Genomic DNA, 13,374 nt, shown 5'->3' on the forward strand with positions numbered 1-13,374 from the left:
GTGATGCCAAATCAAGACCCCGTGGCGCCATTGAGGCATCAACTGGCGCCACAGTGGTGGCGACGGCCGTCAAGGTGGTGCCATCCGGGGGCGGGCCGGCAGCCGGGGCGGCAGCCGGTCCGGCGAACCCGGAGTGCCGCGGCGGCAGTTGCCCGTCCGCCCGGGAGGCCGGTCCGCCGACGGGCAGCGCCCCGCCCGGACCCGCGGAACGCCGCCCTCCCGGCGGTCGACGGCTCGGGCTATGGTGCTCCCGCAATCTGTTCGGCGGTGCGGAGGAGACGATCTCGCGGTGTCCGATCTGGGGCGGCTCATCGCCGGGCGGTACCGGCTCGTGGAACGGGTCGGCCGCGGCGGTATGGGCACCGTATGGCGGGCCGAGGACGAGCTGCTCGGCCGTCATGTCGCCGTGAAGAAGCTCTTCGTCCCGCCGCACCTGACCGACGACGAGGTCGACACGCTCTACGAGCGCACCCGGCGCGAGGCCCGCAGCGCCGCCCGGATCACCCACCCCCACGTGATCGTGGTGCACGACGTCGTGGACGACGAGGGCCTGCCGTGCGTCGTCATGGAGTACGTCCCCTCGACGACCCTGGGCGACCTCGTCAAGCAGCACGGCGCGCTGGCCCCGGAGGAGGCGGCCCGGATCGGCTGCGGGATGGCCGCCGCACTGCGCGCCGCCCACGGCGCCGGAGTGCTGCACCGGGACGTCAAGCCCGGCAACGTGCTGCTCGGGAACGACGGGCGCATCGTCCTGACCGACTTCGGGATCGCCGTGCAGTCCGGCACGCCGTCGCTGACCAGGACCGGCGAACTGATCGGGTCGATCCAGTACCTGGCACCGGAACGCCTGCGGAGCACGATGGGCGAGCCGGGTCCCGCCAGCGATCTGTGGTCCCTCGGCGCCACGCTGTACCAGGCGGTCGAGGGCCGGCCGCCGTTCCTCCGGGACACCGCGATCGAGACGGCGTACGCCATCGCCACGGAGGAGCCCGAGGCCCCGCGCAGCGCCGGGGACCTGGCACCGGTGATCGAGAGTCTGCTCCGGAAGGAACCCGGGCAGCGCATGGACGCCCAGGAGGCCGAGGCTCTCCTGGTCCGGGCCGCCGGAACCGCCCCCACCGGTCCGTACTCCCTGCGCGACACCGCGGGACCACGGACCGCCCCGGACGTTCCGCTCACGCGGCGGCAGCCCGCCGCGGCCCCGGGCGCCCCCGGGCACGAGGGCGCCCGCAGGCGCCGCCTGGTGGTGCGCTCCGCCGTGGCGGTGGCGGCCGCCGCCTGTGTGACCGGCGGCGTGCTGATGTGGCCCTGGGGCGGCGCCGAGGCGACGAGCGGCCGCGGGTCCGGCTCCGCTGCCACCGGCTCCACCGCCACCGACCGCCCGCCGAGCGCCTCGCCTTCCCCGGTCCCCGCCGGCTACCACCTCCAGAAGGAGGGCGAGGGCTTCTCCCTCCCCGTACGGGACGGCTGGAAGCGGGAGGACCCGCCCGGCGGCGAGGTCGCCTACGTGGACCGGCTGGCGGGCCTGCGGATCAACATCGTCGAGTTCGCGGGGTCCGATCCGCTGCGGCACTGGCGGGAGACCGAAGAGGCCCAGACGCGCCGCGACAACCCGGGATACGAGCGGGTGCGGATGGACCCCACGACGTTCCGCGGACGGCCCGCGGGCTACTGGGAGTTCACCTTCGACGGCAGGGTGCGGAAGTACCGGGCGGTGGAGCTGGCCTTCAGCGGCGCCGACGGCACCCAGTACGTGATCTACCTTGCCGCGCCGGACGCGCAGTGGAACGCCTACCGCCCGGTCTTCGACACCGCCGTCAAGGGGATCCGCCTCGGCGGATAGCCGCCGGCACCCGCTCCCGCCTCCGGCCGCCCCGGCCTTCGGGCTTTCCCGGGGTGCTCCCCGCGCGCCGGGGCGCGGCGGGCAGCAGCAGCGTGACGAGGGTGAGAACGGCGCAGACCGGATAGCTCCAGCCGAGCGCGGCCAGGTACCAGGGGCGGCCGAAGTGCCAGATGTCCGGCTGGGCCAGCGCGAGCCAGTGGACGACGTACCCGCCCAGGGCGAGACCCCACGCGGTGAGGGCCGCGGTGCGCAGCCGGGTCCGGTGCGGGGTGTGGGTCAGCCACAGGACGGCCGCGACGGTCCAGACCCAGTGATGGCACCACGAGATGGGGCTCAGCAGCAGGCCGAGGAACTGGACGGCGAGCAGCGCGCCGAGCGGATCGGCGCGGCGGACGGTGCGCACCACGGCCGCCGTCGCCAGGACCGCGGCCGGGACGGCGCAGGCCCACCACGCGGCGGACCAGCCGGCGTCGTGGCCGAGCGTGCGCGACAGCGCCCCGCGCACCGACTGGTTGAGCACCGAGCCGACCGGCCCCACCCGTGCCGCGTCGCCGACCGCGTGCAGCCAGAAGTCGTGGGCGGCCCCGGGCGCCGCCCACCACCCGGCCGCGACGGTGGCGGCGCCCGCCACGGCCGACCAGCCCGCCGCCGACCAGCGCCGGTGCGCCAGGAAGTAGAGCCCGGTGACGGCCGGGACCAGCTTCACGCCGGCGGCCAGGCCGACGCCGAGGCCCGCCGCGGCTGCCGAGCGCCGCTCGACCGCGAACGCGACGCCCGCCGCCAGCAGCAGGTTGATCTGCCCGAGCGCGAGGGTGACGGCGACCGGCTCGGTCCACAGCAGGGCGGCGCTCCACAGCAGGGCCCGTCGCCGGTGCCGCGCCGCCGGCGCGGCCGGGTCGGCCATCCGCAGACAGCAGTGGACCAGGACGCAGAGCGCCAGGATCGAGGCCGCGGTCCAGACGGCACTCACCGGCGGCCACGGCACCCAGGACAGCGGGAGGAAGAGCAGCGCGGCGAAGGGCGGATAGGTGAACGGCAGCGGGAACAGGTCGGGTCCCGGCAGGTCCAGGCGGAAGGCGTACAGATCGCCGCCGAACAGGTGCGGCGCCGCGCTCCGGTAGACCCGCAGATCCACCATGCCCGGACGCAGGCAGGCCGGGACCCACACCAGCAGCAGCATCGCCGCGGCGGCGACGAGCAGCACCGTGCCCGGACGGCGGGCCAGGAGGCGGCACGCCGCCTCGGCACACCGTCGGCCCGGCCGTGTCCCCGGTCGGCCGCCGGGCGGAGGACCGGCGGCCGGGCCGCGCAGCGCGGGGCTCACTCCGCCCGGCCCCGGTCCGCACCGGCGTCCTGGTCCCGGGGCTCCCCGGGCCGGGCCGCGGCGGGCAGTTCGTAGACGCTGACGGCGAACGGGCGGAAGGAGTCCGGTTCCACGTGCTCGATCACACGGTGGAGCCCGGCGACAGCCTCGAAGTACGCACAGAACCTGCGGGACTCCGGCCAGGGGTGCACCAGGACCAGCAGCCCGCCGGGCGCCACGGCCCGGGTCAGATGGGCGCAGGCCCGCCGCAGATGCTGGGGCCGGCCCAGGTAGTACAGCAGCTCGGCGCAGAAGACGAGGTCGAACCGGTCCTCGGGGGGCGCGGTGAGGATGTTGAGCCGCGCGAACCGGGGAGCGGGGGTGCGGCCGGGCCCGGGAGTACGGGCGCGGGCGAGCGCGCGCTCCGAGATGTCCACACCGGTGATGTCCGCCTGCGGAAACGCGGCCGCGAGGCGGTGGGTGAAGGTGCCCTCGCTGCACCCGACGTCCAGGATCCGCCGGTAGGGGCGCCGGGGCAGCAGCCGCAGGGTCGTCGCGTACTTGAACTGCTCGTAGTCGTCCACGGCCAGCCCCCACGGGTCCGGCCGCCGGTGCCACCAGTCGAAGTACCAGTGCAGGACCCGTCCCTGGCCACGGAGGCCGATGAAGGAGAGCGCGGCGAAGAGGGCGCGGTGCGCGCGGTCGAGGAGGCGGTGCATGAGAACCTTCCGGCAATTGTGGTGGCCACGCTCCCGGGAGGCCGCCGGACGTATGCGGTATGACGGTGCGTCAGCGGGTGACGTCGTCGTAGGCGTGGGCGAACGCTTCGGTGACCACGGGCCAGGTGCAGTGCACCGGTTCGGTCTCCCAGTTGTGTGCGGCCAGGGCGCGCCGGGCCCCCGGGGTACGGGCCAGCCAGAGCACCTCGTCGGCCAGGGCGAATGCCGAGTGGCCGACGAGCGCCCCCTCGCGGTTGTGCCGTACGAAGTCGGCGACGCCGGTGTGCTCCCGGGCGAGGACCGGGAGTCCGCTGGTACGCGCCTCCAGGGCCGCGATCCCGAAGGACTCCCGTCGGCAGGGATTGACGAACAGGTCCGCCCCGGCCAGCAGCTCCCGTACCTCTCCGGGCTGCAGCCGGCCCGCGAGGCGGATCCAGCTGTCCATCCCGTTGCGGCGCAGATAGCGCTGTATCGGCCGCAGGCTCGGTCCGGCGCCGGCGAACGTGGCGCGCAGCGCGGTGCCCCGGCGGGACATCCGCGCGTGGGCGGAGTGCAGCGCCGCCAGCAGCTCCATGGGTTCCTTGCGCGGGACGAGCCGGCCGACGGCGACGACGTGCACCCGGCCGTCCTGGCGCTCGGCCGGGCCACCCGGGCTGCGCCACCAGGCGGCGTCGATGCCGTTGGGAATGACGCGGGGGCGGACGCCGGGAAGCGCCTGCCGGATCAGCCCGGCGGCCGACCTGCTCACGGTCGTCACCGCCACCGGAGCGGTGGGGCCGTGCCCGGTCCGGCTCAGCAGCCGGTACAGGGCGCGCACCACGGGGTCCCACATGCTGTGGACGGTGGCCACGGCGGGGATGCCCCGGCGCCGGGCGCAGGCCAGCGCGGCCCAGGCGAAGGGGGAGGCCGCGCCCAGGTGCACATGGACCACGCGTGGGTGACGCTCCGTCAACAACCGGTCGATGGCGTGTCCCGCCCTGGGGTGAACGGGCAGCTGCCCGGGCAGCCGCGCGCTGATCCTGTGCACGGGATACGGCCATGAGGCGGCCTTCGCCCCCGCAGCGGCGGGCGTCGCGGTGACGACCTCGGCGGCCTGGCCCGCCCGGTGCTGGGCGGCGGCCAGGGCGGCGACCTGGATTTCGATACCTCCCGTCCGCGGTGCAAAGCAGTCTGAAATGTGAAGGATCATGGCTGCACTTCCGACATGGGGCGTGAAGTTCCCCAGTATGGGGTGGTAAAGCATGGTTCGTGAGACATACGTGCTTGTTCTTTCATGCGCATCCGGACGATGAGGCGCTGCTGACCGCCGGGACCATGGCGCGCCTGGCCGGTCAGGGACACCGTGTGGTGCTGGTGCTGGCCACGGCGGGCGAGCGCGGCCTGGCCCCGGCGTCCTCGCGGGAGCGCGGCCTGGGCGAGGTGCGCCGCGAGGAGGCGCACGCCTCCGCCCGGATCCTGGGCTGCTCCCGGGTCGCCTTCCTCGGCTACGCCGATTCCGGGCACACGTCCGCCCCGGCCCCCGCCCGCACCGGCGCGGAGCCGTTCGCGTCGGCGGACGTCGACGAGGCGGCCGCCCGCCTGGCCGCACTGCTCACCGAGGAGCGCGCCGACCTGCTGACCGTCTACGACCCGGCGGGCGGCTACGGGCACCCGGATCACGTACAGGTCCACCGGGTCGGCTACCGGGCCGCCCGTATGGCGGGCACCCCGGTGGTGCTGGAGGCCACCGTCGACCGCACCCTCCTGCTGCGCGGACTGCGTGCCGCCTCGTGGGTCCACCGCTTCCCTCCGCAGTTCGACCGCGACTCCTTCCGGCAGGCGTACGGCGCCCGTGCCGAGATCACCCACCGGGTACCGGTCAAACAGCACTGGAGAGCCAAGCGCGCCAGCATGTCCGCGCACCTCAGCCAGGCCGGGGGCGGCGACTCCGAACGCACCCTGGCCGCCCTGGGCCGGCTGCCCGGACCGGCCTTCCGCCAGGTGATGGGGACCGAGTGGTACATCCAGCGCGGGCTGCCCGCGGGGCCCGTCCTGCGCGATCCGCTGGCCACGCTGCCGGGCGGCAGGGTGACGGCACGAAGCCGATGACACTCCTCACCGCGCGTGTGCCGAAGTCCGCCCTGCGGCTGCTGGGCCTGCTCTCCTCCGCCGCCGGCCTCGTCCTGCTGGCCCTGGCACTGCCGAGGGCGGCGGGAACGGACTGGGCCGCCGTCCGGACCCACCTCGGGCACGTCGGCGGCCCGCAGGTGGCGCTGCTGTGCGCCCTGGCCGGTGCCGCGCTGTGGAGCTACACCTACGTGCTCAGCGCCGCCCTGCCCGGCCTGACCCTGCGTCAGGCGCTGCTGGTGAACTGCACCGGCAGCGCCGTGAGCAATCTGCTGCCGCTCGGCGGCGGCGCGGGGGTCGCGGTCACCTATGCCATGACGCGCCGCTGGGGGCATCCGCCGCGGGCCGTCGCCGTGTGCGTCGCGCTCACCGGGGTGTGCAACGTGGCCGCCCGGCTGGTCCTGTCGGCGGTGGGCGCGCTGCTGCTGGCGGGGACGCCCGTCCCCGGCATCGGCTGGGCGGCGGCCGCGGGCGGGGTGGTCCTCGCCGTGCCCGTGGCGCTCGCGGCCGGGTGGCCGGTCCTGCGCCACTGCCGCAGGGCGCCCGGCAGCCCCCGGCGGGCGGCGCGGGCGGGCGCGCTGGGGCGGAGCACCCGGCGCGCCCGGCAGTTCGCGGCGCGGTTGCGCGACGAGAGCCGGGACCTCGTCCGCCGGTCGTGGGCACGGCTGGTGTGCGGCATGGCCGCCACCCTGGCGGCACAGGGCGCGCTGTTCCTGGCCTGCCTGCAGGCGGCGGGCTCGCGTACGGGGACGGGGGAGGCGCTGGCGGTGTTCGCGGCCAGCCGCCTGCTGACCCAGATCGCGGTCACCCCCGGCGGGATCGGCGTCACCGAGTGCGCCGCCGCCGTCGCGCTGGTCGCCCTCGGCGGCGCCCCGGCGGCGGTGGCCTCGGCCATGCTGCTGTTCGCCACGTTCACGCATCTGCTGGAGATTCCGCTCGGCGCGCTCACCGGCGCGCTCTGGCTGCTGCGCGCGGGACGACGGCGGCCGGCACCGGCACCGGCCGCTCCTTAGGCGGCCACCGCAGCACCGCCGCCACCGCCACCGCTCCCCCGAGGGCGGCCGCCAGCCCGCTCGCCCAGGTGGGCCCCTGCCCCGAGGGCATCACCACCAGGGTCAGCCCCACCACCGCCGCCTTGGCGCCGCCCCGCGCCAGCCGTCGCCAGGACACCGCCGCCAGCGGCACCAGCGCCCACAGCAGGTACCAGGGCTGCGCGACCGGGGCGGCGGCGACCAGCACCAGCAGCGCCGTTCCCGTCGCCCGCTCGGCGCCGACCCGTGGGGCGCACCGCACCCAGTAGCCCACCGCGCCCAGGCCCACCAGCAGTCCGGCCAGCCGCGCGGCCGTCATCGCACCGGCCGCCGTGCCCCACCCCAGCCCCTGGGCGAGCCACCCCAGCAGATGGCCCGCGTCCGTGCTCGGGGAGAGCAGGGTGTGCACCGCGGCGGGCGTACGGAGGGTCCACAGCCACCCCCAGCCCTGGCCGCACGCGGCGACCCCCGTCACCAGCGCGGCGGCCGCCACCCCGGCGATCGCCGCGGCCTGCCGCACCCGCCGCCATGCGCCGTCCCGCCCCGCCACGGTCACCGCCGCCGCGCACAGCAGGGCCACCACGGCGGGAGCCTTCACCAGCGCCGCCGCGGTCAGCACGACGGTCCCCACGGCCCAGCGCCCCCGGTGGAACGCCAGCAGCCCGGCCGTCATCAGCCCGAGCATCAGCGCCTCGTTGTGCGCCCCGCCGACCAGGTGCAGCAGCACCAACGGGTTGAGCGCACCGGCCCACAGCGCACCGGCCGCACCGGAGCCCGACGCGGCCGCCAGCCGCCGCAGGGCCCACACCATGAGGGCCAGACCGGCCACCGCCACCAGCCGCAACCCCAGGGCCGCGGCCACCACATGCTGTTCGCCGGTGACCGCCACCACGGCCCGCGCCGCGGCGACGGACAGCGGCCCGTACGGGGCCGGTGCGTCGTGCCACATCCCGGGCACATTGGCCGCGAGCGGGCCGCCCAGCGCCGCCGGGCCCAGCGCGTACACATCGCGTCCGCGGCCCGCCAGCGCGCCCTGGGCGAGATAGCTGTAGGCGTCGCTGCTGCCCAGCAGCGGGCCCGGCACCAGCGGCAGCGCCCAGCACCACAACGCCCGGTGCAGCGGCCGCCACCCGCCGGCCGTCCCGTCCGCGACGCGCGTGCCCAGCCGCCACCACGCGGCGATCAGCAGCACCAGCCCGGCGTACGACACGGCGACGCCCACGCACCGGAGCGACTCGCCGGGCCGCCCCCACAGACCGTCCGGCACCCCTTGCGGCAGCGCGCCCGAGCCCCAGCCGCCGACGCCCAGCAGTACCGACCCCAGCGTGCCCAGGAGCACCTCTCCCCGGACGGTGACCCCTGCCGCGCTCATCCGGCCAACCTAGACGCGGGACCGGCCCGCACGGCGCACGCGGACGGACATGTCGCCCGTCCGGGCCGGGGCCCGCGCACCGGCGCCGGATCAGTCGGCGCAGGACACGTCCCGCTGCGGGCGCCGGCCCGTCGTCAGGAAGGCGGTGACCGCCCGGTCGCCGCAGGCGGTGCCGTTGGCCAGGTAGGCGCCGTGCCCGCCGTGCTCCAGGGTGACCATGCGGGCCCGGCCGCCCAGGGCCTGACGCATCTTCAGGGCGCCGGAGTACGGGCTGACCGGGTCCCGGCGGTTCTGGAGCATCAGGATGTCGGACGGGCCCGCGTCGGTGATCCGCGTGGGCTGCTCGGCCGGCGCGTCCTTCCAGAAGGCGCAGTGCGTGACGTTCACCGGCATCCCGGCCGTGAGCGGGTGTCGGACCCGGTCGGCGGCCACCGCGCGCCGGTACGCGGGCACCGACGCCGGCCAGCGCACGTCGTTGCAGAGGGTGGCCAGCACGACCGCGGCCTTGGCGTCCGGCAGCGGCCCGGCGAGGGCGTCCGGGAGCACCGGTCGTGCGGCCGGGTCCTGGGCCTGGCGCACGAGCCGGGCGAACTGGCGGAAGAGGCCGTCGCTCTGCAGGGTGTTCTGCAGCGCCTGGCGCAGCCGGTTGCCGGTCAGCGGGACGCCCTTCGTGGCGGACTCCTTCGGTGCGCGGTCCAGCTCCGCCGCCAGCGCGAGGAACAACGGCCGTACATCCTGGGGGCGTTCGGCCAGCCGCAGCCCCTCGTCCTCCCGGGCCGGATCGGCCGCCCAGGCCGCGAAGTCGGGGAACCGGTCGTCCGCGCCCACCGCCATGTTCGCCAGCCACCTGCGCTCCAGCCGGGCCGGGTCGGGGTCGTCGTTGCTGTCCAGCACCCAGCGGTCGGTGTGCTGCGGGTACTTCTGTGCGTACACCGCCCCGACGTACGTCCCGTACGAGGTCGCCCAGGCCGACAGTTTCTCCTCGCCCAGGGCCCGGCGGAGGCGGTCGATGTCGCGCACCTCGTTCGCGGTGGACAGGCTGCGCAGCACGGCACCGCCATGACGGCCGCAGGCGTCGGCGATCCGCCGGGACCGGGCGAGGTTCTCCGTGATGTCGCCGTCCGGTGCCGGCCAGGGCCGCAGGGCCACCAGGTGCCGGTCGTCCGCGTCGAGCGCACAGCTCGCCGTCGAACTGCCGCCCGTCCCCCGCGGGTCGAAGGTGACGAGGTCGTAGGCCCCGGCCATCTCCTTGCCCAGCGCGGCCCCCTTCGCGGTCAGCCGCGGCAGCCCGGGTTCGCCCGGCCCGCCGGGGATCATCAGCAGCGTGCCCCGCCGCGCCGCGGGCCGGTCGCTGCGCACCCGGGACACGGCGAGGGTGAGCCGCGGGCCGTCCGGGTCGCGGTAGTCGACCGGTACGGGCAGCTCGGCGCACTCCTGCCGGGGGAGGCCCGGCTGGGCGCACGGTCCCCAGGCGAGGGCCGGCCCCGTCGTACCGGGGGCCTGGGCACGGGCCGCCGGGGAGACCGCGGCCAGGGTGCCGGCGACGGCCGCGGCGGAGAGCGTGAGCAGCAGGGCGCGGTGGGCGTAAGTCGTCATGGGGCAAGGGTTGTCGAGCGGCGGACCGGTGCCCATCCGGCTGCCGGGACATCCGTGGTGGGGTTTCCCCGAGGACGCGCCGCGGCCCGGCCGTGCGCCGCGGACCGGCCGCCTCACTCCCCGATGGTGATCAGGGCCAGCGTGATGTTGTCGGGACCGCCCGCCTCGATGGCGGACTTCCACAGCTCGAACGCGGCCCGGCCGCCGCTGTGGAGCCGCAGCAGGCCGCCGACGTCGTCCTCCGGGACGGGGTCGGTCAGCCCGTCGGTGCACACCAGATAGCGGTCGCCCACGGAGAGCGGTGCGGTCGCGACGTGCGGGGTGACGGCGCTGAACTCCGGTGCGCCGCCGAGCGCCTGGGTCACCAGCGAGGTGGTGCGCCGTCCCGGCGAGGGCGGCGGGCTGTCGTCCACGCTCACCTGGCGCAGGGCCTCGCCGGTCGCGTCGAACACCCGACTGTCCCCGACGTTGAACACCACCACGGACTTCTCCTGTACGACCGCACCGGCGACGGTGGTGCCCATGGTGGTCAGCTCCGGGTCCCGCTCGGCGGCCGCGTACACCGCACGGTTGCAGAGGTCCAGCACGTCGCCGACCGCGTCCTTGGTTTCCAGCGACGGGCCGAGGGCGGCCAGGTGCCGGACGACCAGGGCGCTGGCCACCTCGCCGGCCGGCTGTCCGCCGATGCCGTCGGCGACCGCGACGACCAGCGGGGTGCCGACCGGGAACACCAGGGTCTGCGGGTTCTCGGTCACGGTGCCGCAGAGCGTCCAGGGGCCGACGACCAGGCTGTCCTCGTTGTGCTCGCGGATCAGCCCGGTGTGGCTCAGGGCGGTCACGGTGAGGTACGGCATGGACGTGTCCCGGCTCCGGTGCTCCGCTACGGCACTCCCGTCGACCCCCGAGCCGTGCCGTACCCCCATTGTGGTCACCGGCCGGCCCCGCGCGCCCGTCGGCGGGCGGGCCGGTCAGCCGGTCTGCTCGCCCCTCAGGGTGGTGCGCTGCATCAGCCGGGAGATGTCCTTCCCGGTCACGATCCCCACCAGCTGCCCCGCGTCCACGACGAGGAGGCGCGCGCCGGTACGCAGGCTGATCCGTTCGAGCGCCTCGCTCAGCAGATCGTCCGGAGCGGCGACCGCGCACTGGGACAGCGGGGTCGCCGCCTCGCGCACCCGCACCGTCTCCCGGCTCGGGCCGGGCACCGACGCGAGCCGGGAGACCTGCACGATGCCGCTGGGGCGGCCCTCGAAGTCGAGCAGCGGCAGCGCGGAGTGGCGGGAGCGGACCACCACCTCGTCGATGAAGCGCCGGACGGTCAGCCAGTCGGCGCCGGTCACCACCGGACTGGACATGGCATCGGCGACCCGTATTCCGCGCAGCGCGGTGTGCAGGGCGGCGCGGCGCCGCTCCGCCCCGGCGACGACCATGACGAAGAGGCCGATGAAGACGATCCACAACCCGCCCGGTGCCCCGCGCAGCACCGAGATCCAGCCGGCGGCCACCAGCAGCAGCCCCATGATCTGGCCGCCCCGGGACGCCGCCAGATCCGCACGGTCCCGGTCCCCGGTGCGCCACCACAGCACCGCCTGCACCACCCGCCCGCCGTCCAGCGGCACCGCGGGCAGCAGGTTGAACACCCCCAGGAACAGGTTCGCCCAGCCCAGCCACGCCAGGACGACCGAGGGCACCGCCCAGCCGGACAGCTGGTGCAGCCCGAACCCGGCCCCGAGCGCGACACCGCCGATGACCAGGCTGGTCAGCGGCCCGCTGACGGCCACGGCGAAGGCCGCCGCCGCGGACTGCGGCCGCCCCATCCGGGTCGTACCGCCCAGCGCCCACAGCGTCACGTCCTGGACCGAGATCTTGTTGCGCAGGGCGGTCGCGGCGTGCGCCGTCTCGTGCAGCAGCAGGCTGCCCATGAGCAGCGCGGCCCCGATGACACCGGCGAGCGCGTACACGCTGTCCGACCGGCCCGGCGTCCAGACGGGCAGGCCCTGATGGCCGAGTCCGTACGCGAACAGGCCCACCAGCAGCGGCACGCTCCAGTGCATGCGCAGCGGCACCCCGACCACATGTCCGACACGGACCGAGCCGTTCATCGTCGTCTCCTGCCGGCCGGCGCCCGGCCCCTGGGAGCGGGCCCTGACGGCCCGCACTCCGTGAACCGGCCGATCCGGCGCCCACCACAATTGTCGCTCGCACCGCCCGCGCCGGCCGCAGAAAGGACGGCCGGGCGTCCGGGTGGCACGCTGGTGGTACGGACCGAACCGCCGGAGGTGCGTCATGGGACCCCGCCACCACTTCCACCTGGACCAGGGTGATCACTCGATCACCGTGAACGTCGGGCCGGGCCGGTCCGGGGAGATCGAGCTGCTGGTCGACGGCAAGGTGGTCGCGTACCAGAAGCACCACGCCCCCGGCATGAACGTGCTGGCCGGCGAACTCCCCGAGGAGCCCGCCCACCCCTTCCGCGTCCTGCTGCGCCAGCCGCACCTCGTCCCCTCGATGCCCCGCTGCACGCTGGAGCTGGACGGCGTGGAGCAGCCGATGCCGGAGCGGCTGGTGCTCTAGGGGGACGCCCCCTGGGCGGTCGCGGGGCCGGCCGGGCGGTGCGGACTGCCCTGTCCGGGGCCGCCGCGGGCATCATCGCGGGGTCGGCCGGAGTGCCCTCGTACGCGCCTTCGCCGCCTCGGAAACCCTCGCGAACTGTTGGGCCACCCGACTGATTATCGCCGACGAGCGTTTTGCTCCCCGCGGGTTGAACGACGATGCGGGCCGACTGCGGCAGCACGATACGTCTGGCGTCAGAAGGACGAATCGGCGAGGAGCGACGTGAGAAGAATTGTGCAGGCGGGAAGTATCGTCGGGGCGTGCGGGCTGGTGCTGTTCGGCGGCGGGGTGGCCAGTGCGCAGACCATTCCGGGCGAGTCCCTGCTCGCGGCCGCGGTGGGCGCCGATCTCGGCACCGTGACCGGCATGGTCTCCGGGGTGGTCTGCAACAACCGCCTCGCGGACTTCAACTACAAGTCCCCGGTGTTCAAGTCGCCGCACCCCTGCATCAACGGCCCGGTACACAGCGGCAACAGCCTCAACAGCGGCAACTTCCTCAACCACGGAAACCCGAACAACAGCGGCAACGTCCACAACACCAACGGGTCCACCAACAGCGCGAACTCCGCCACCGGCGCCTCGTCGGGCAGCAGCAACAGCATCCAGCACATCCTCGGAGGCTTCCTGCACTGAGCGGACCATGACCTCCTGACACGGCCGCGGCCACGGCCCGCGAGCCGTCCGGCGATCGCCCGGCGGACATCCGCCGGGCGATCGCCGTGTCCGGGCGCGGCGGCCCGGGAAGGGAAAGCCGCCGCACATGCCTCCGGCCCCGGACATGCCGGGGCCGGAGG

The 13,374-nt window shown here is 75.5% G+C and carries 12 protein-coding genes; 5 read left to right on the forward strand and 7 right to left on the reverse strand.

The genetic code is table 11. The features are described 5' to 3' along the window. The first annotated feature begins 289 nt into the window (after positions 1-289). A complete protein-coding gene (locus tag Scani_RS35355; protein ID WP_174872794.1) occupies positions 290-1,843 on the forward strand; it encodes a serine/threonine-protein kinase in 1,554 nt (517 codons plus the stop codon). Here Scani_RS35355 and Scani_RS35360 read toward each other — a convergent pair. From Scani_RS35360 to Scani_RS35370, 3 genes are all read right to left on the reverse strand, one after another. Beyond that, the gene (locus Scani_RS35360) at positions 1,818-3,047 is read right to left on the reverse strand and encodes a glycosyltransferase 87 family protein (protein ID WP_159481754.1); all 1,230 of its coding nucleotides are present in this window, start codon (positions 3,045-3,047) and stop codon (positions 1,818-1,820) included. The genes Scani_RS35355 and Scani_RS35360 overlap by 26 nt on opposite strands. Positions 3,048-3,163: 116 nt before the next feature. Beyond that, positions 3,164-3,865 carry a class I SAM-dependent methyltransferase gene (locus tag Scani_RS35365; RefSeq protein ID WP_159481755.1) on the reverse strand — a complete coding sequence of 234 codons (702 nt, stop codon included), beginning with the start codon at positions 3,863-3,865 and terminating at the stop codon, positions 3,164-3,166. 70 nt (positions 3,866-3,935) lie between these two features. Then, a complete protein-coding gene (locus Scani_RS35370; protein WP_159481756.1) occupies positions 3,936-5,054 on the reverse strand; it encodes a glycosyltransferase family 4 protein in 1,119 nt (372 codons plus the stop codon). A 74-nt stretch (positions 5,055-5,128) separates the two neighbouring features. Here Scani_RS35370 and Scani_RS35375 point away from each other — a divergent pair, with 74 nt between their 5' ends. After that, positions 5,129-5,953 (forward strand): PIG-L deacetylase family protein, encoded by an 825-nt coding sequence (locus Scani_RS35375; RefSeq protein WP_159481757.1) that lies wholly within the window; start codon positions 5,129-5,131, stop codon positions 5,951-5,953. After that, positions 5,950-6,984, forward strand: a complete 1,035-nt coding sequence (locus Scani_RS35380; protein ID WP_159481758.1) for a lysylphosphatidylglycerol synthase transmembrane domain-containing protein — start codon at positions 5,950-5,952, stop codon at positions 6,982-6,984. The genes Scani_RS35375 and Scani_RS35380 overlap by 4 nt, the downstream gene beginning before the upstream one ends. Here Scani_RS35380 and mptB read toward each other — a convergent pair. The 4 genes from mptB to Scani_RS35400 form a co-directional block, all read right to left on the reverse strand. Continuing rightward, a complete protein-coding gene (gene mptB / locus Scani_RS35385; RefSeq protein WP_159481759.1) occupies positions 6,917-8,374 on the reverse strand; it encodes a polyprenol phosphomannose-dependent alpha 1,6 mannosyltransferase MptB in 1,458 nt (485 codons plus the stop codon). The genes Scani_RS35380 and mptB overlap by 68 nt on opposite strands. A 90-nt stretch (positions 8,375-8,464) precedes the next feature. Further along, positions 8,465-9,970 carry an alpha/beta hydrolase gene (locus tag Scani_RS35390; RefSeq protein ID WP_159481760.1) on the reverse strand — a complete coding sequence of 502 codons (1,506 nt, stop codon included), beginning with the start codon at positions 9,968-9,970 and terminating at the stop codon, positions 8,465-8,467. A gap of 113 nt (positions 9,971-10,083) precedes the next feature. Then, positions 10,084-10,824, reverse strand: coding sequence for a PP2C family protein-serine/threonine phosphatase (locus Scani_RS35395; RefSeq protein ID WP_159481761.1), 741 nt, complete (start codon positions 10,822-10,824; stop codon positions 10,084-10,086). A gap of 114 nt (positions 10,825-10,938) precedes the next feature. Continuing rightward, positions 10,939-12,069 (reverse strand): site-2 protease family protein, encoded by a 1,131-nt coding sequence (locus Scani_RS35400; protein ID WP_159481762.1) that lies wholly within the window; start codon positions 12,067-12,069, stop codon positions 10,939-10,941. Between the two features lie 184 nt (positions 12,070-12,253). Between Scani_RS35400 and Scani_RS35405 the strand changes: the two genes are divergently transcribed. Both Scani_RS35405 and Scani_RS35410 read left to right on the forward strand, forming a co-directional pair. Continuing rightward, complete coding sequence (locus tag Scani_RS35405) at positions 12,254-12,541, forward strand: hypothetical protein (RefSeq protein WP_159481763.1); 288 nt, start codon at positions 12,254-12,256, stop codon at positions 12,539-12,541. Between the two features lie 261 nt (positions 12,542-12,802). Beyond that, positions 12,803-13,213 carry a hypothetical protein gene (locus tag Scani_RS35410; RefSeq protein WP_371872412.1) on the forward strand — a complete coding sequence of 137 codons (411 nt, stop codon included), beginning with the start codon at positions 12,803-12,805 and terminating at the stop codon, positions 13,211-13,213. Positions 13,214-13,374 lie beyond the last annotated feature (161 nt).

It is taken from the genome of Streptomyces caniferus (assembly GCF_009811555.1).
Taxonomy (GTDB): Bacteria; Actinomycetota; Actinomycetes; order Streptomycetales; family Streptomycetaceae; genus Streptomyces; species Streptomyces caniferus.